The 17,834-nt window shown below is 67.5% G+C and carries 13 protein-coding genes and 1 pseudogene; 5 read left to right on the forward strand and 9 right to left on the reverse strand.

Annotated elements, in window-relative coordinates; genetic code table 11:
- Positions 1–135 precede the first annotated feature (135 nt).
- The 6 genes from ON27_RS31965 to ON27_RS31990 all read right to left on the reverse strand — a co-directional run bounded on the left by ON27_RS31965 (position 136) and on the right by ON27_RS31990 (position 6,788).
- Positions 136–1,125 (reverse strand): DNA-processing protein DprA, encoded by a 990-nt coding sequence (locus tag ON27_RS31965; protein WP_051047210.1) that lies wholly within the window; start codon positions 1,123–1,125, stop codon positions 136–138.
- An 86-nt stretch (positions 1,126–1,211) separates the two neighbouring features.
- Complete coding sequence (locus tag ON27_RS31970) at positions 1,212–1,754, reverse strand: hypothetical protein (protein WP_043736033.1); 543 nt, start codon at positions 1,752–1,754, stop codon at positions 1,212–1,214.
- 174 nt (positions 1,755–1,928) lie between these two features.
- On the reverse strand, positions 1,929–3,443 hold the full coding sequence (locus ON27_RS31975; RefSeq protein WP_043736035.1) for an ATP-binding protein: 1,515 nt from the start codon (positions 3,441–3,443) through the stop codon (positions 1,929–1,931).
- Positions 3,444–3,735: 292 nt separating this feature from the next.
- Positions 3,736–5,151, reverse strand: a complete 1,416-nt coding sequence (locus ON27_RS31980; RefSeq protein WP_083887951.1) for a DUF3560 domain-containing protein — start codon at positions 5,149–5,151, stop codon at positions 3,736–3,738.
- An 89-nt stretch (positions 5,152–5,240) separates the two neighbouring features.
- Positions 5,241–5,981, reverse strand: coding sequence for a hypothetical protein (locus ON27_RS31985; RefSeq protein WP_043736038.1), 741 nt, complete (start codon positions 5,979–5,981; stop codon positions 5,241–5,243).
- 195 nt (positions 5,982–6,176) lie between these two features.
- Positions 6,177–6,788, reverse strand: coding sequence for a hypothetical protein (locus ON27_RS31990; RefSeq protein ID WP_043736040.1), 612 nt, complete (start codon positions 6,786–6,788; stop codon positions 6,177–6,179).
- 504 nt (positions 6,789–7,292) lie between these two features.
- On the opposite strand from ON27_RS31990, the gene ON27_RS31995 reads away from it, so the two are divergent.
- The 5 genes and pseudogenes from ON27_RS31995 (at position 7,293) to istB (ending at position 15,172) form a co-directional block, all read left to right on the forward strand.
- Positions 7,293–8,018 (forward strand): hypothetical protein, encoded by a 726-nt coding sequence (locus ON27_RS31995; protein WP_217441043.1) that lies wholly within the window; start codon positions 7,293–7,295, stop codon positions 8,016–8,018.
- Positions 8,015–10,084 (forward strand): ATP-binding protein, encoded by a 2,070-nt coding sequence (locus ON27_RS32000; RefSeq protein ID WP_043736042.1) that lies wholly within the window; start codon positions 8,015–8,017, stop codon positions 10,082–10,084. The genes ON27_RS31995 and ON27_RS32000 overlap by 4 nt, the downstream gene beginning before the upstream one ends.
- 18 nt (positions 10,085–10,102) lie before the next feature.
- A complete protein-coding gene (locus ON27_RS32005) occupies positions 10,103–12,169 on the forward strand; it encodes a hypothetical protein (protein ID WP_157227534.1) in 2,067 nt (688 codons plus the stop codon).
- A 580-nt stretch (positions 12,170–12,749) separates the two neighbouring features.
- A pseudogene (istA, locus tag ON27_RS32010) lies at positions 12,750–14,264 on the forward strand (IS21 family transposase); the annotation flags it as partial.
- 128 nt (positions 14,265–14,392) lie between these two features.
- Positions 14,393–15,172, forward strand: coding sequence for an IS21-like element helper ATPase IstB (istB, locus tag ON27_RS32015; RefSeq protein ID WP_043736045.1), 780 nt, complete (start codon positions 14,393–14,395; stop codon positions 15,170–15,172).
- A 30-nt stretch (positions 15,173–15,202) separates the two neighbouring features.
- On the opposite strand, the gene ON27_RS32020 is transcribed toward istB, so the two are convergent.
- From ON27_RS32020 to ON27_RS32030, 3 genes are all read right to left on the reverse strand, one after another.
- Complete coding sequence (locus ON27_RS32020; protein ID WP_157227535.1) at positions 15,203–16,309, reverse strand: hypothetical protein; 1,107 nt, start codon at positions 16,307–16,309, stop codon at positions 15,203–15,205.
- Positions 16,310–16,528: 219 nt separating this feature from the next.
- Positions 16,529–17,338 carry a hypothetical protein gene (locus ON27_RS32025; RefSeq protein ID WP_157227536.1) on the reverse strand — a complete coding sequence of 270 codons (810 nt, stop codon included), beginning with the start codon at positions 17,336–17,338 and terminating at the stop codon, positions 16,529–16,531.
- Positions 17,339–17,479: 141 nt separating this feature from the next.
- A complete protein-coding gene (locus tag ON27_RS32030; protein ID WP_043736049.1) occupies positions 17,480–17,719 on the reverse strand; it encodes a hypothetical protein in 240 nt (79 codons plus the stop codon).
- Positions 17,720–17,834: the final 115 nt, after the last annotated feature.

Consider the following 17,834-nt stretch of genomic DNA (forward strand, 5'->3'; position numbering starts at 1 on the left):
GGGTCTCGGGCGGGACGGGGTGCGCGGCCACGGAGGCTGCGACCGTGTCCAGCGCGGTGGTGGGAGTGGCGGCGAGCAGGGCCAGTTCGGTGCCGCCGTGGCGGGTGAGATTCGCTGTCCAGGCGAAGGTGTCGGTCACGCGGGTTCTCCGTTCGGTCGGTCCGGGGCGTCGTCGCCGGGAAACGGTTCGGTGGGCAGATCACCGGCGAGCAGGTAGATGTCGCGGGGTGAGGCGAGCGGGGTGACGTCGTGGTCGGCGATGAGGTGGTTGCCGGGGTTGGAGGTTGGGGAGGTGATCGGCCCAGGCACGGCGTAGGTGTTGCGGCCCAGCCGCTGCGCCCACGTGATCGACACCTCGCTCCAGCACCGCCAATCGGCCTCGACCAGGACGGTGGCGCGGGTGAGCGCGGCCAGTAACCGGTGGGCCGCCCCGACACGCTGCGGGCGCGGCTGGGTCCCCGGCGGGTATTCGCTGACCAGCACACCGGTGCCAGGTCGCGCAGAGCGCAGGTGGTGGTTGTGGTGGCGGTAGGCCAGGTCGGTGCCGCACGCCAGCACCGTCAGCGTCGGCACCGGGACGTGGTGGGCGGTGGACAGGGCGAGGGCGGGGACACCGGGACCGCCGGTCGCGGCGACAGCCATGCCGCGGGCGGTGACCTCGGCGGCAATCGCGGTGGTGACCTCGATCCCATAGCCGGTCGGGCGCGGTGTCCCGGCGACCGCGACAGCGTCCTCGGCGATCTCGGACAGCCGGGCGGTGCCGGACACCCACAACGCGAGGGGACCGACGAAGTGTTCGGGTCCCCACCCGGGTGCGTGCAGCGCGGCCAGATGCGCGGACGGCCATTCATCGTCGTCGGGGGTGATCAGTCGGCCCCCGCCCGCGTAGTGCACCACCAGCTCGGCGGTCGCGCGGTCGGGATCGGCGCGGGCCAGCACTGCCGGATCCACCTCGGCCCCGGCGGTGCCGGTGGCCAGCGCGGTCGCCGCGTCCTCGACACCGAGCCTGTCGATCAACTGCCACACCGTTTTCGAGGGTCCGCGCGCGGCGCGCGAGAGCAGCGCCCACGCCAGCCGCCGGGGCTCACGCACTGCTCCGAACGGGCAGTGATCAGTGCTGTTCATGAGCGAATTCCGTTCTGCTGGTAATTGATCGGCCTGGTCGATCGGGGCGGTACTGCCGTGGCGCCTCGGCGCCCGGGTGGCGGGTGTTATTCGCCGAAGGCGTTGAGGGGGCGGCCCGAGCGCCAGTTGGTCCAGGCGTCGGCGATGTTGGGGCGAGACCCGCCCGCGGCCACGAGCACGGCGTAGGCGTGGGCGTGGGCGAAATCGACCGCGTCACCGGACCCGATCCCGGCCGCGTCACACCAGCCGCGCACATACCCGAGAGCCTCGGCGCACAGCCACCACGCTGTCCGGTTCCGTAACGCGGCGTCGCATTCCTCGAATCCCGGCACCCGCTCGACCGGGGACGGGGCGGGAGCGAGGTTGGCGGTGAGGTCGCCGGTGAGCCGCCACGCGACCCACGCTTCCGCCAGGCCGGGGACGAAAACGTTGTCCTTGGTGAGGGATTCGGTGACGCGGTCGGCGTAGGCGGACGCGAACGCCTGGGCGGTGGAGGCTTCGGGGGTGCCGGAGTGTTGGATGTGCAGTGCACCCCAGACGAAGCCTTCGGCACGCGCGCGATCGTTGTCGATCCGGGCGCGGATGTCGGTGTCGGTGGCGGGCGAGTGGGCAGAGGCGGGTGTGGACATGGGGGTGGCTCCTTCGAACGAACGACAACGCCGCTCTCGTCGGGAGAGGGTGGCGGCGGGTTGACTGGGGCGAGGGTGGACCTCGACGCACCCGGCAGGTCAGTTCGGTGACCACGAACCAACCGACCGGCACCGGGGAGTCGCCAGTGGGTGTGGGTGCGTGGTGGCCTGGAACTATGGTCTGCCGAATCCGTGCAGGTGCAGGGCTTCGACGATGTCGTGGGTGCTGGGATGGTCGGCGCCGCGCAGGTCGGCGATGGTCGCCGCGACCGCGAGGGTCCGGTCGGCGCCGCGGCGGGTGATCCGGCCCTCCCGTAGTGCTGCCTCGAGGGGAGCGGCCTCGGTCCGTGACAACGGAAAGTGTTGGCGCAGAAGCGATGAGGGGACGCGGGCGTTGGTGGTGTAGCCGTGCTCGCGCCACCGGGCCGCTGCCGCCGTACGGGCCGCGGTGACCCGGCGGCGCACCTCGGCGCTGGTTTCGCGGGAGTCGGCCCCGAACCCGCCACGGTCGTCGGGGTTGTCGCGGATGGTGATGTCGACGCGTTCGGCCAGGACCCGGTGCAGCCGCTCCCGGTGGCGGCGCTTGGCCGCTGGCGGGCAGGCACACGCGCTATCGCGGGCCGCGTGGCACAGGCATTCGGCCGAGGTCAGTACCGCGAGGGTGTCGCAGGGCAGCCGCAGCAGGTTGTCGCGGTTGGCGACGACGACCTCACCGTCGTCCAGCGGTGCCCGCAGCGCGTCGAGCGTGCGCTGGTGCAGGTCGGGATAGGACTCCAGGTGCAGCACGCCGAGGTGGGCGCGGGCCAGTGCGCCGGGACGTGCGGAGGCGGCGCCGCCCAGCAGTGCACGGGCACTCGAGGAATGATGGACTTCGACGTAGGGGCGGGCGGTGATCGAGGCGAGCGGCCCTTCGGGCAGGGTGCCGGCCAGCGACGCGATCGCCCGGACCTCCAGCGACTCGGATTCGGTCAGCCGCGGCAGTAGTCCGGGCAGGCGTTGGGCGAGCGCGCCGAGCCCGGCGGCCGGTGGCCCGATCAGGCGCAGGTGGTGGCCCCCGGCGGCGGCGACCTCGAGTGCCCATCGCGCCCGGTAGTGACCACGCACGTCGCTGAGGTCCACGCCGGTGAATTCCGGTGGTGCCGGGACGGCGGCGGGGACGGCCAGGGGGTGGTCGGCCCCGCCGAGCCAGGCCAGCACAGCGCCGAGATGATCGGCGCCGAGAATGGTCATCCCCGGCACGACGGCGGCCTCGGCCAGGCTTTCGCGCGGCACGATCACGAGGGTGCGTCCGTGGTCGCGGGCGGCCAGGACCGCGGGCAGGATCCCGCGCACGGGCCGCAGACGGCCATCGGGGGCGAGTTCGCCGAGCAGCACGACCCCATCGAGGCGCGGTGCGGGGATCGTGGCGGGGGCGGTGGCGGCGAGTACCGCGACCGCCAGTGCGAGGTCGTGCATACCCTCGATGCCCGAGCCGACCGGCGGCGAGATCCTGAGAGTCACCCGGGCCTGCGGCCACCCCCAGCCGCAGCTGGCGACCGCGGCGCGGACCCGGTCGATGCACGCGTGCGGCAGGTCCTCGGAGGGACCGGTCACGGTGAGCGAGGGCAGTCCCGGCGTGATCTCGGCCGCGACCTCGCGCAGGTGCCCGGTGAGTCCGCGCACGATCACCGAACAGGCCACCGCGCCCATCACCGACCTCCCTCATGTGGGGGGTCGACGGACAGGGGCAGACGACGGGTCGATACCGCGGCGTGACGGACAGGAGTGGAGGGCATGGTGGTCTCCGATCTCGGTGCGGGACATGGACGGGAAGCCGCAGGAGGGCAGGCCGGCAGGGGATCGGTCGAATGACGGCCGAACGGGTTGGCGGCGTTGCCGCTGTCGCCGGATGCTGTTGTGTGACAGCGGGATTGCGCGAGCCACAGCGGGATCGTGGGGCGGTCGTTGGCCCGGTGTGTGGCCCGGCAGGGGTGTCGGCGGGTCAGGCGGCGGGCAGGTAGGTGCGGGCCTCGACCAGGACACGGACCTGGTTGTGGACCTCCTCGGGCCAGCACACCGGCCCGGTGATCGCGAACTCGGTCACCGGGAGTTCGACCGGGTTACCGTGCACGCGCCCGGCCGGGCGGCGACGCGCGCGCAGACGCACTACACCCGGTTCGGTGATGGGCTCGGGCGGGGTGGCGAACCAGTGCGAAGGGTGCGCCCACACCGCGTCGTATTCGATGCCGTCGATGCTCCAGGACCAGTGCTCGGCCTGCAGGCCACGGTGGTAGTCGAGTTTCGTCTTCCCGCCCTTGCGTTTCGGGCGCGGCGGCAGGCTGTTGGCGTCGAGGTCGGCGAAGATGTCGGGGAACCGTTCGTGGGCCTGGGCCTCGGTCATGACGGCGGTGATCTCGTGGAAGCGCATCGTGTCATCGGTGGTGATCCACCGATGACCGGTCATCTTCGCCGCGATGGTATGCACTGCCAACGGGGACAGGGAAAAGTTCACCACCGACACCGATTTCGGATTCACCCGCGTGATCTGACGCCACGTCGCCCCGCGGGCGCGCACGAAGTCCCCGACCGTGAAATCGTCACGGCCCCAGCCGGGAGTCAAGCCTTGGTCGATCTGGGTTTGGCGGACCTGTTTCCAGTAGGCGATGTCCCGCTCGCGCTGGGTCATTCGGCCCAGCACGCGCTCCCGGTATTCGCCGGTCGCCGGGCCGGTGGTTTCGGTCTGATAGACGTTGCCGTCGCTGTCGAGGAACCGGCGGGTGTGCCCGTCGAGGGCGCGTTGATCGCCACGCTGCTCGGCCTCGAGGATATCGATCCGGTTGGCCACCGTCCGCGGGGAATTCCGGTGCTCGGTGGTGTGGGCGGCGGCCTCGGCGCGATGGTGGGCGCGGGTGGCGTCGCGGTCGGCTTCGACCGAGCGGCCCCACGCCTTCCACGACTTGTCGATGGCGTTGCGGTGGCGGCGTTCGGAATGGTGCCCGATCTTGACAGGCTCTCCGAACGGGGGCAAGGCGTTGTGGGCGCGCTGATGCGCGGCTTCCGCGGCGGCGGCTTCCGCGTCTTTGCGGGATGCCTTGTTCTGCAACGCATCGACTCGGTCAGCCTGTCGCAGGGCGCGGTCGGTCTCGGCGTCCTCGGTGGCGCGCACGCTGCGGTCGATGTCCACCTCGACGGTGTATCCGGCCTCACGCAACTTCTCGGCGGCGTAGTCGATGTGGTACTGCTTGGGCTGGCGATCGCGCGAGGACACCACGATCCAACACTGAAGGCTCCTGGCCCACCGCCAATGCCCAATCGCGTCGCGCACCGCGCACATCACCTCGTAGGTGCCATCACCGCGGTCGGTCCCTTCCAACAGGGTGCCCTCTTCGGCGGTATGGGAAATCGTGAGTGCCGACAAGAGCGCCACCTCCTTCCAAGAGTTGTCGACATGCGCATCTACGCATGTGTGAGGGTTGGGTTCGTTCGGCCGTTTTCTGTAGCCGCGGGTCAGTCGCGGCGGGGTGAGCTTTCGGGCAGCTGATAGTCGCGGGGGCCGGTGCGGGTCAGTTCGTCGCGGGTGAAGTCGTCGACGGGTGCGCCGATCCACTCCGCGGTCAGGCCGGGGAAGGTGGCCTCGCCGAGCAACCACGACTCGAGAGTGTCGCCGACCTCGAACAACCTGCCCGTCACGCGGTCGTCGACGCACAGCCGCGCGGCGTCACCGCAGCGCACGCGGATCAACGACAGTCCGGTCGCTTCCTCGATCGCGGCGAACAGGCCACCGATCCGCTCAGCGCTGACCGAGACCAGCGGTGCCGGGCCCAGACGTGTGGTGAACGCCTCGGGATCGGTGAACGCGCGCAGTTCGGCGGTGAGTTCGCGGCGGCGTCCGGCGATGACGGCGAACACCACATCGCCGAGCGAGTCACCGACACTTGAGTTCCGGATCGCGGCGCGCACCTTGGGGAGTTCGGTGCGGGTGAGGCTGCCGCCGACCATCGCCAGCAGATCCGCCACCGAGATCACCGCCGCCCCGGGCGCGGCACTCGCGCGCGCGGGCTCGACAGCGGTGACCGACGGCGGTTCGATCTCGGTGTCGTCGTCGCATCCGCCGACCTCGAGATAGGCGCCGGTGAGAAGGTCGTCGTCGCCGACCTCCACCAGAGTGAGGCCCCCTTCGTCGATACCGACGAAACCGGAGGTATCCAAACCCGACACCCATGCACGTAGTTCCGGGACGGAGATCATGAGCTTCCTGCCTTTGCTGTTGTCGGAACAGAGTTCGTCGATTCGGCGACCGGGTCGCTCGGCAGCGTCGACCGCGGCGAGTCAGAGGAGGCGACGCGACCGGGATCTGTGCTGGCGATGTTGGAACGGCGTCGCCGCGGCGGTGTTCGCCGGAGCCGCTGCGGGCAGTGCGTGCCCTCTTCATGTCATGGGCTGTCAGAGACGACCCGTGATGAGGTGGAGCAGGCCGTTGGCGATCTCCACAATGTGTTCGAGGTGGAAATGGATTGCCGCGGCCGTCGAGAGTCCACTGTCGGGGAACAGTATTTCGGTGAATCCGGTGGTCACGGCGACGCTTTCCTGCCCACCGCTGCAGTTGCGCAACATGAGCGTGAAGCCGGGAAGCTGCGGTGTGTTGTCGTGGTCGACGAGCATTTCGAGCGGAGGGTCGCCGGTGAGAACGTCGGCATTGCGAGCGGCGTCGAGCAGTGCCACCAGGTCGCTGGCGGGCTGCTCGTCGTGACTGCACGGGATGTTGCCCGCGATCCGATCCCTTTCCGCCGCAATCCAGCCCGCGAACGCGGCCTCGTCCAGAGCAAACGGGCACGGATCGTGATGGCCGATGACGAAGGCGGTGTCGGGAGAACCGCCCGCCGGCGCGTCGGCGGGCTCGTCGTCGCTGAGCAGCTCGTGTGCACGAGCCAGCAGATCCTTCTGATACGTACCGAGGACGTCGTGGGGATCCCCGGTAGCGGCCCACAGCTCTGCGGCGGTCGCTACCAGGCACTCGATATCCTCGGTGGTGAACCAGGTCCTGATCGGGTACATGGGCGGTCCCTTTCTGCTCTGCTGTGGCGATATCCGTGCTCGGCCGCCACACCAGCGGTGATCCGAGCGACGGTGCCGACACGGAGGGATGACGCAGCGACACCACCGGTCCGGTCAGTGGACCGCTGCGTGATCCGCACGGCGGGACGGCAGGACGGTCGGCGCGGGCCGAAACTGTCGTGGCCGCAACCGGAGTGGGTCATGCCGCAGGGCTGGTGCCATGCGCCCGGCGGTGGCGGCGGGTTGTGACTCGCACCCATGCATGGCCATGCCCGCGCTTGGTGACGCTGGCAGAGGCGTTGCGAACAACGATTCTTGGGCCGGGCCGCGTGGCGATAGTTGGCTATCCAGGGACGTGGGCTGCGGGCTGGCCCGGTTATCGATTGGTTTGTGGGCCAGTGGGCCGCGGACATCCGACGCCGTTGTCGCGACGCGACTGCGGTTCAGGAGTTTCCTTCGTCGAGTTCTCGACGTAGCAGTCAGATCGGCTGATACGTTGAGCGCGTGGACCAAAGGGCCGATCCACTGAGCGCAGAGGATCCGGTGACCAGCCGGGAGCAGGACGCTGTTCGGATCCTGTTGTTGCTCGACAGCGCGGGCGAACCAGTGGACGACACCGAGCGGAGGATTCCCGGGCTGAGCACCGCGGTGTGTGTTGTCCGCACGACGGTGCGGTTGCTGAAGCTCGACTTCTGGCTGCGCAACCCCGACTACCTTGCAGACGAGCTGCTCAACGACTACGAGAGCAGTCGCGAGGAGCCGCTGCTCGCCATGGCCGCGTCGATCTTGGAGTCCGAGGAACCCGAGGTGCGTCGATACCCCATGCTGCGCAACAAGTTCGGCGCGTGGGAGAACATCGACAACGCGATGGCGGTTCTACGCGGTGCGGGCCTTGCCGCCCGCAAACGCAGCGGCACGATCGAGCGGGTGCGTCAAAGCGATTTCTACCTCCTCGACGAAGGCAGGCGGGTGGCCCGCGAGATCGTCGCCGACGAGCCGGTCTTCCAGTACTACGTCGACCGGGTCGACTTGGTGGTGAGACTCGCGGATGGTCTCGGCGGAACGCAGTTGAAGAACCGCCAGTACTTGCAGCGCGAGTATGCCGATACACCACTGCACGAGCACATCTCGACGGTGGCACCGCGGGCACGTGCCCGCTTGGCGGCGCTGCAAGCCGACTTGGCCGATTCGCGTGAGGCTGTGGACACTACGCAAGGAGAACGACGATGACCGGGCTTGTGGGCGACGACCAGCACGCCCTGTTCACCGGTAAAGATGCGAGCACCGTGGCAGATGGGGGCGCGCAGGAGCCGCCGGTGTCCGGTGAAGCGTTGCTGGATACGCGAATCGCAGACCGGGCCAAGGTCACCGCGGAACAGGTACGGGACGTGTTCGCCACCTACGGGTGGCCTTTGGTGTTCACCCCGGCCCGCCCGCGGTCGCTGCGCCTGGTACGCCTGCGGTTGGAGGGAGTCCGCGCGGGCAAGGTCGCACCCGGCGCGTTCGATACGACATTTGATTTCACCACGGGCCTGACGGCTCTGGTCGCGTCCAACTTCCGGGGTAAGACCAGTGTCCTGGAGCTGATCACATGGTGCCTGCGCGGGACACCGCGGCGGGAATTGCAGAGCGGCGTCCGGGGCTGGCTGAATCACCTCGACCTGGACATCACCGTCGCCGGACAGTCGATGGGTTTCCGCTTGGACATCACCGACGGGGCGATCTCGTCCGCGACCGTCCTCACCGCACCCAGCGCGTCCGTCCTTGCTCATGCCCGGGAACCGGACCCCGCACAGAAAGTGACTGTCCTGCTCCAGGCGACCGGCGAACAGAGCTACGCCGAGCAGGTGGCCAACCTGATGTTGGACCGGCTCGACCTGTCTCAGATTGTCAGCACGCTAAACGAGACCAGCACGCAGACCCACGGATGGCCAGCCTATTTTGCCGCGATGTACCTGGGCTCAGCCAGCACGAAGATCCTGCTGGGAGACCATCCGATGTCCGGCTTGGCGGGCAGGCTGCTTCAGGTCTTCTTGGACCTCCCCGCAGCCGCAGCGCTCACCCGGGTCAGGACCGCCCGCGATGTCCGCCGTAACGAGGCACAAGCCCGCCAAGCCGAGTGGGAACGCGAAGCGGCCCAGCGTCTAGAAGAGCGCACGCGCATCGAGGCCGAACTGGTGACCGCACGCGCACGACTGGCCGAGCTCACCGCCGCCGCCGGGCACAGCGGATCCCTCACGGAACTCGCACGAAAAGCCGCGCACCTGGCCGGGCAGGTCGCCGACGCCCGAGCGGTCGACGACGACGCCCGGCGCGCCGAGCAGAGCACGAAAACCGACCGTCAGCGGGCAGCCAAGCGCCTGGCCGACGTCCGCGAGAGCAAGGTCGCCAGAGCGCTGTTCCAGGGACTGGACCCTGACGCCTGCCCGCGGTGCGATCAGGCCATTACGACCGACCGCAGGCACAGGGAGCACCACTCCCACGCCTGCGCCGTGTGCGACCGCCCGGTCGACACCGACGACGCCGAGGCGATGGAGATCATCGCAGAGGCAGAGGTCCGCTTGAACGCGGCTGCGGAAGCCGAAGACCAGGTGAGAGCCCACGCGGAGTCCACGCGTACTCGGCTCAGGGCCCTCACCGCGGAGTTGGCTACCGCAGACGAACTTCTCCGATCTGCGCGGTCGGCCACCGCGCTGCCCGAGGTGATGCAAGCCCAGCAGGCAGTCTGGCGCCTCGAAGGCGCGTTGGAAGTCCTGCCGGCTTCGTCCCCGCCGGGCGGGGACGAAGCCGACAACGAGACGGTGACTCTGCGGGTGCTGGACACGGCGGTGAAGATCCTCGACGCCGACAACAAGAACGCCGCGGACGCGCTGTTCAACGACTTGGGGCGAGAGGTCGTCGACCTGTCCCGTCGGTTCGGCATGCTCTCGCTCGAGAACGTGCGCATCGACCGCGGTGCTCGGATGAAGGTCACCAAGGACGGGGGCGGCGAGGACTGGTTCAGCGATTGCGATTCCGGTGCCCGCCTGCGCCTGCGCATCGCATTGGTCATCGCCCTGCTGCGCGTCGGGGCTGCCTATGGCGTCTCGACCCACCCGGGACTGGTCATGATCGACAGCCCCAAAGCCGAGGAGGTTCAAGACCTCGACGCAACTGTCCTGTTCCGCGAACTCGCGGCGGTCGCTGAAGAACAGGGCATTCAGGTCGTGATCACAACCCGCGACTACGACCTTGTCCACACTGTCCTCGACGCCAAGCACACCATCGAAGCTGACGAGAACGAGCCGCTGTGGTGACCAGGCCAGGAACACGACGTGGCTGACTTGGCCGATCGCTTGAACAACCTTGCCGCAGCCGGGCAGCGGGTGTCCTTCACAACGATCGCGATTCCCGTGGCGGAGATCCTCGACAAAGCCCGCGAGATCGCCGCAGGTCCATTGGCACCGTTGCTGGCCGAGGCCATTACCGCGGACGACGCCGACCAGCGATGGGCGGATGTCACCGGACTGTTCGTCGACGGTCTGGCGGCGCAGAAAAGCGTGCTGGCCCTGTCCAGCGCCTTGGAAGTACTTTTGGCCCGTCCAGCGGTGCTCAGTTCTCACGGACCAGCGCTGCTCGACGCACTTCTCGACCAACTCGCACAGACGGTCCAGGACGCCCCAATACTCGCCGGTACCCGGCTGGACGCCGCAGTGCGGTTGGCCATCGGCAAGGCCGTGAGGCCCTTTCGGGTGTGGGATTTCCTCGAACGGCTCTCCGTGCTGGACGCCCCGGAAGACTTCGTCGAACTGCTGCCGCGCACCCTGGGCGCGGCACTCGACAGCTGGGCGGAGGAGACGGAAGCAGCCACCACGCTGCGCCGCCTCCTCGGTGAGCTGGCCCAACTGGAAGCTTCCGACTCGGACGCGGTCTACGAACTAGGCTGCGACCGACTCCGCAACGCTTTATCGAGCACCGACCTGACCCAGGTCACCCAACACCTCATAGATGCCCGGCGAGATCTCGCCGCCAGCACCACCGACGAAGCCCGAACCGACGCCGACTGCTTGATCGCGGCCTGCGACGCGGTTCTCGCTTTCAGCCGCCACGACACCGGCGCAGTGGTCAACGCGGCTGTACGCCTTACGAGGGCACTCGAACAACTCACCGCATGGCAACTGCGTACCCACCAGCCCACCTGGACCCGCCCCCGTCGCTCGGCCCTGCTCGGATGGCACCAGCTCCTACTGCTGCTGGACACAGCCTCGAATACTCTCGCCGACACGGTTTGGATGAGCCCGTGGAACGCCCTCGACGCCGTCCTCTCCGCCTACAACTCGATCCGCACCGTCCAACCGTTGGGCCCCAGCACCGACGCGGGTGTGGCCTTACTCGTAAAGCCCGCAATCGAAGACACCTTCTTACGCGAGCAGAACTTCCTGCACATCCTCGAACGCGCCGTAGATCAATCCGAACAGCACACCGGCCACCCCCAATTCGACCACCCAACAGCCGAAATTCTCCTGGGCAGGATCCGCGCCCGACAACCTCGCACCCCCAGATCCAGCGCGCCCGACGGCGAAGCCAACCCCGACGACGAAGACCCACAACCTACGCAACGGCTGTACCGCCTGGCGCCACTGCTGGTCCGCGCCATGGGCGAGAAGGCAGCACTAGACCTCACCGCAGACCTGACCGACGACGTTGTGTCTTCCCTCGGCGGACTCGCCGAGCAGGCAGATCAAAGCCGCTTCGACGCAAACGACCCAGTGGTAGGTCCGATCGTGCACCGCATCCTCGACCAGTTGGCCGGACACCCCCACTACACCGGGCGAGTACATGTCACCTTCTCAGCGCTGGTGTACCAGACCGTCCTATTCCTCAAGTCGCGCCTAGACCTGGAAAAATCCAGCCTTCTGGGCAAGAGGCGCCGTAACGGCGAACCGGTCTACGACTACCGCCAGCGGCCCGAGAAAGACCAACGCCAACCGCTTGAGGAGGACCTGCAATTGGACTTCCGTAGCTGGCTGGACTCGGGCCCCCTCCACTACGCGGCAAGTGCTGAGCCAATCGACTTGGCCCTCGGACGGGGCGACATCATCGTACGCTTCGACGCGCTGCGCTACTTGGCCGAGATCAAGAAAGATGATCACGACAACAGCCGCCAGCACATCGAGTCCACCTACCTGACTCAAACGACGGAATACAGCAACACCAACGTCCCCTTCGGCCTGCTCCTCGTACTCGACCTGACGCCGAAGACCTCCAGCAGCGGCACCCTCAGACTCGATGAGCTGATCTGGGTCGCGACCCACCGTCCGGCAGGAGCCACAGTTGATCGGAAGGTCGTCGTAGGTATTTTGCCTGGCAATCGATTGCCACCCTCGGATTACTCAAAGTGATGGCTCATGAGGCCGCAAGCCCAAAGCCAATGAGTTCCGCGCCGCTGTAGGACCTATCCACGCCAACTCATCGAGAGGTGGTGCGAACCCCACGAGTCGGCTCTCCGCGTGGAACGTACGACACTCGACATCACCGGCGCCGCAGACAAATCCGGAAAACGGCCACCGAGAGCCCCAGTTGAACGGTGAAACACGTGTACTGGCCAACTATCGATGAGAGTGGTCAATTACCCCTGCAAGGCACATGTGTTCGAGTGCCAGCAAGCGCTCGTCGGCGTGTCCGCCCCACCGGGTTTCGAAACCTGAACGTTTCTTCGGGGTGATCGTGTTCGGGGCCGCGACGAAGAACTCCTCCAAGCGTGGATAGTTCTCGGTCTCGACGGTCAGCCAGAGCCGGGTGTGTCGGCGCTCACGGAAATCCCCAGGTTGAGGCAGTTTCCGCTCATGTAATTCCGCAGGTGTCCGCTCACGTAATTCCCCAGCGGGAAGGTGAGCGCGGCTGGTGTGGTCCTCCCGAGACGAAGGTTGCTCCCATCGATGCGATTGGTGGGAGCTGGTATTGGCGAGGAGAACGTTCGACGTGGTCGATGTGACCGAGATTTTGATTCACTGGCATGCGGGTCGTTCGCAGAGCCAGATCGCGTCCAGTCTGGGGCTGGATCGTAAGACGGTGAAGAAGTATGTGGATCCGGCGATCGCGGCGGGGTTGGCGCCGGGTGGGCCGGCGCGGTCGCCGCAGGAGTGGGGCCAGTTGGTTCGGGAGTGGTTCCCGCAGTTGGCTGATACTCGGTTGCGGCAGGTGACGTGGCCGGAGATCGAGAAGCATCGCGATTTCATCGTGGCGATGCTCGAGGCTGGGGTGAGCAAGCAGACGATCTGGCAGCGGCTGCATGACGAACACGGCCTGGTCGCATCGGCGGCGTCGCTGAAGAGGTATATCGCAGCGAACCTGCCGGAGGAGAACCAGCGGCAGCGGGTGACGGTGCTGCGCGATGATCCGCCGCCGGGTGAAGAAGCTCAGATCGACTACGGGTATCTGGGTTCGTGGGTCGACCCGGTCGGTGGCCGCAAGCGCCGGATCTGGGCGTTTGTGATGGTGCTGGCGATGTCGCGGTTGATGTTCGTGCGTCCGGTGGTGTCGATGGATCAGCGGGCCTGGACCGAGGCGCATGTGGAGGCATTCGCGTTCTTCGGTGGTGTGCCTGCTCGGTTGGTGCCGGACAATCTGCGCACCGGGGTGGCGCGTCCGGATCTGTATGACCCGAAGATCAACCGGTCCTATGCCGAGTTGGCTCACCATTACGGGACTTTGGTGGATCCGGCCAGGCGCGGCAAACCCAAGGACAAGCCGCGGGTGGAACGGCCGATGCCGTATGTGCGTGACTCGTTCTGGCGGGGCCGGGAATGGACGTCGCTGGCCCAGATGCAGGAGGCTGCGGTTGCGTGGTGCCGGGAGGTGGCCGGGCGGCGGTCATGCAGGCCACTCGGTGGTGCGTCACCACTGTCGGTGTTCGAAGCGGTCGAGGCGGAAACGCTGATTGCGTTGCCGCGCAAAGACTTCGTCCTCGCCGACTGGTCGACGGGCACTGTCGGCCCGGATGTCCATGTCAAGGTCGGCAAGGCGTTGTATTCGGTGCCGTGGCGGCATATCGGCCGTCGGGTGGATGCGCGGTCGACGTATTCGATGGTGCAGATCTTCGACAATGGCGAGCTGATCGCCACGCATGTGCGTAAACCGTTCGGCAAGCAGACCGACATGTCGCACTACCCGCCGGAGAAGATCGCCTTCGCCATGCGGGGACCGACCTGGTGCCGAAACCGTGCTGCCGAGATCGGGGAATTCACCACGGCTGTGATCACGGAATTACTGTCGGAGAACGCGTTGTTCCGGCTCCGCGCAGCCCAGGGCGTGCTCGGGTTGGCCGATCGTCACCGACCGGAGCGGCTCGAATTGGCGTGCGCCAAAGCAATCGCCGTCGGGGATCCGTCCTATCGGACCATCAAGGGCATCCTCGCCGCAGGGCTCGAGGCCGACCCGCCACCACCGAGCACTGGTGATGGAGGCGCCGCGGCGTTCCTGCACGGCCCTTCGCGGCTGTTCGGCAACGTCGTGGCCCTGCCCAACCCGAACAGCCCAGCCGCGATCGCCGCCACCACGAACACCGACCGGGACGACGACGCTCGTGATGGCGCCGACGACGAGCAGGGCGAGGGGGTGTCGGCATGATCGTCGATGTCGCCCTGGAACAGGCACTGCGAACGTTGAAGCTGTCGGGGATGCTGCAAACTCTCGAATCCCGCCTCGCTCAGGCCCGCGCCGGCGATCTCGGGCATATCGAGTTCCTGCAGGTGTTGTGTCACGACGAGATCGCTCGCCGCGAGTCCCAGTCGATCGCGCGCCGCATCCGGCGCGCCCAGTTCGAACAACAAGTCACCCTCGAGCAGTTCGACTTCGCCGCCAGCCCGAAACTCCCCGCCGCCCAAATCCGTGACCTCGGTGCGCTGCGCTGGCTGGGAGTCGGTGAATCGGTGGTGTTGTTCGGCCCGGTCGGGGTCGGGAAAACCCATGTCGCCCAAGGACTCGGCCATCTGGCCATCCGTCAGGGCGCCGAGGTTCGATTCACCAAAACCAGCCGACTGCTCGCCACACTCGCCGGCGGTCACGCCGACAGGACCTGGGACAAGCGACTGCGCGAATTCGTCCGGCCCGCCGTGCTGATCCTCGACGACTTCGGCATGCGCGAGCTCACCGCGCCCCAGGCCGACGACCTCTACGAGCTGATCTCCGAACGTACCGCCGCTGGCGGCTCCATGGTGCTCACCTCGAACCGGTCACCAGTGGATTGGTATCCACTCTTCCCGAACCCTGTCGTCGCCGAGTCACTTCTGGACCGGCTCATCAACACCAGCCACCAAGTGTTCATGAACGGGCCGTCCTACCGGCCCAACAAACGCCCCGGCACCAAAGACGAGCCCAAGACACAACAGAAGGAGGTCGGGTAGAACATAACCCAGGACCCACCACCTGCCCCATTACGTGAGCCGAGCGCCCGGGAATAACGTGAGCGCCGACAGGGTGTGCTCACCGTCGGCACGTACAGCGATCCCGAGGCTATCGGCGAGGTCGAGGACGAACCGCTCGGCTGCGGCGCGGTCGGCGCGATGGGTGATCTCGACCGCGCGCCACGCGGTCGCGCGGGCGCTGTAGCAGCGCCGCACTCGATACACCGCCCACTCACACGAGTCCATCGCGGCGTCGGCCAAGGCATGGACCTCGTACGCACCGTCTGCCCTGAGTCTGTCCCGCAACGATTTACCTGGCCCGAACAGCCCGCTGCGGTGGTTGAGCGCCAGCGTGCAGTACTCGTCGACGAGATGTTTGAAGGCTTCCTCGGGGTAGGTGCGGTAGCGGGCGAGTTGATCGGGCCAACTGGGCACGCTGACGTAACCACACTGGCGGCAGCAACTTTTGGGCCACCATACGCCGAACAATCCGTACAGGTAGCCCTGGCTCATCGCCCGGCTCATCCCGGCGGCGTGCAGCGGGTAGATCGGGTGGCGGCGCCCGCCCATCGTGACTGAGGTGTCGCGGGCGATCCTTGCGGTCTCCTCGGCGGAGAACCCCACGGCGTGGATGTAAGGGCGCGGTCCCAAATGTGTTGCACGCCAGGTATCTAAAGGCTGGCCCTTTGCCTTGGTTGAGCAGGCGCGCCCGTTGAGGGTGGGCATGACACCGTTGCCGCGGTGTTCGGCCGAGAGCGGGTAGAAGCCGTGCTCGTCGGGATCGGGATGCAGACGTGTGGGGGTCCGGGTGTCTTGCAGGACAACGATCCCGTCGGCGACGCTGGGACCGGCACGGGCGACTTCGATGAAGCGCACTCGCCGGGCGGCGAGCAACGGCAGGATATGTTGCGCGACAAGGTCACAGGCCGATCGCCACTCGTCTCCTGTCTGGGCGACCATGACCAGCAGATTCGACAGATCATCGAGCAACTGCGGGGGCCGGAAACCTGGGTCGAGCAGAGTACGGGTGACCCCCGCGGCGCTGTCTACGCCTAGACCGAAAGACCAGCACAGCGGCATCGCATCGTCATCGAAAAGCGTTGGGAGAGGGAATAATCCCTCGGTTTCCTCGACCATGGCGACCGTTCCTTTCGGCAGATGACGCGGCCCGGCAGCACGGTCGGAAGCGATACCCCGGGCACTCACGCGAACGAAGCAGCCCCCAAGCGGGTGCGCTCACGGCCCAGGCAATGCAGGGCACTACGCGCCGCGTGGAGGGACCGCGCCGATCGAGGGCGCCGGAATCGAAAGCAGCGGCCCGTCCTGTGGAGATCCGTACTCCGGATTGCCGCTCTGTCAGCGGTCGAGCGGGCGGCGGGCGTGCAGGAGCACGGTGTCGGCCTGGGTGCCGGAGGTGGTGAAGGCCCCGGCGGGCAGTGGTTCGTGACCGCCGTGGGCGGTGATGAATTCCCGCATCGCCCGGTGGTCGCGGTCGGTGCGGTAGGTGTAGCTGTTGGGCGCGAAAGCCAGCAGCCCTCCGCCATCGTCGAGCAGGCCCCAAGCGGTGTAGAGGTGGTCCATCCACACCGTCGGCTGCCCCGGCAGTGCGAACGGCGGGTTCATCACCACGCCCGCGTACCGGGGTGTCGCTGTCGCGGCGAATTCCTCGAAACTGGCGATCACGATGGTGACCCGCGGGTCGTAGTCGATGGCTGCGGCACGCTCGCGGTCGGGCTCGACGGCGGTGACCCGCACAGCCGGGTTGGTGGCCAGGATCGCCCGCACAAGCGCGCCATCGCCGGCCGAGGGCTCGAGCACGTGCGCGCCGGGCGCGAGTGCGGCGATACCGGAGTGCTCACCCGCAACGATGTGGCGGGCCAGCGGCTCGGGGGTCGCGTAGTACGCGTCGAGTACTTTCCTGTCGGTGTTGGGGGTCGTGCCGCGAGCCACCGCTGCGGCGATGGTCTCGCTGGGGTCGTCGGGGAAGATGTGGGCTTGTGCGCGGCGGTTCCATTGTCCGCCCATGGATTCGAGGACCCTGTTGACTTTCTGGTAGTCGGCTTTGCTCAACTGCTGGGGCAGGAACAGGTTGTTGCCTTCGGTTCGCGACTCGGCCAGGACCTCGCGAGCGAACTCGGGCACCGACACCGACGTTCTCACAGCCATCAATGATCACCTTTCACACAGAATGGACACAGACAAGGAGACCCACGCCCAGCGGGCGGGAATCGAACGACGCTGCACAGCGCGGGCCGCCGGAAAGGCCGTGGTGGACTCGAACTCCGGCGTCGCGCCGGTGTCGACCGGTCAACAGGATGTGTCGATGACCAGTTCCACCCGTTCGTCGGCGACGGCGAGGCGGTAGTGGACGCAGTAGGTATCGGTCATGATGGTGGTGATGTGCAGCCGGTAGTGCTCGGTCCAGGTGCGCAGTTCGTCCCCGGCGGCGGCGGCGAGCCGGTGCTGGGCATCAGGGTCCAGGGATTCGAAGTGCTCGCCGTAGTCGGCGAGACTGCCGGTGTGCAGGGCACCCGCGTAGGACCACACGTAGCGGCGGGGTCACCGCCCATATACCGCTCGTGATGGCGGACGTGGACACCGCCCAGGACCGAGCGCGCGGACTCGGGACACCCGCAGCGGGCCGCAGGCGTGCCGTGGCGTT

Source organism: Nocardia asiatica NBRC 100129, assembly GCF_000308415.1.
Taxonomy (GTDB): domain Bacteria; phylum Actinomycetota; class Actinomycetes; order Mycobacteriales; family Mycobacteriaceae; genus Nocardia; species Nocardia asiatica.

What these genes read in the sequence shown, in the direction of transcription:
- istB (WP_043736045.1), top strand. Translation starts at nt 14,393, where the DNA reads ATGATCGTCGATGTCGCCCTGGAACAGGCACTGCGAACGTTGAAGCTG.
- ON27_RS31965 (WP_051047210.1), bottom strand. Translation starts at nt 1,125, where the DNA reads ATGAACAGCACTGATCACTGCCCGTTCGGAGCAGTGCGTGAGCCCCGG.
- ON27_RS31970 (WP_043736033.1), bottom strand. Translation starts at nt 1,754, where the DNA reads ATGTCCACACCCGCCTCTGCCCACTCGCCCGCCACCGACACCGACATC.
- ON27_RS31985 (WP_043736038.1), bottom strand. Translation starts at nt 5,981, where the DNA reads ATGATCTCCGTCCCGGAACTACGTGCATGGGTGTCGGGTTTGGATACC.
- ON27_RS32020 (WP_157227535.1), bottom strand. Translation starts at nt 16,309, where the DNA reads ATGGTCGAGGAAACCGAGGGATTATTCCCTCTCCCAACGCTTTTCGAT.
- ON27_RS32000 (WP_043736042.1), top strand. Translation starts at nt 8,015, where the DNA reads ATGACCGGGCTTGTGGGCGACGACCAGCACGCCCTGTTCACCGGTAAA.
- ON27_RS31990 (WP_043736040.1), bottom strand. Translation starts at nt 6,788, where the DNA reads ATGTACCCGATCAGGACCTGGTTCACCACCGAGGATATCGAGTGCCTG.
- ON27_RS31975 (WP_043736035.1), bottom strand. Translation starts at nt 3,443, where the DNA reads ATGGGCGCGGTGGCCTGTTCGGTGATCGTGCGCGGACTCACCGGGCAC.
- ON27_RS32025 (WP_157227536.1), bottom strand. Translation starts at nt 17,338, where the DNA reads ATGGCTGTGAGAACGTCGGTGTCGGTGCCCGAGTTCGCTCGCGAGGTC.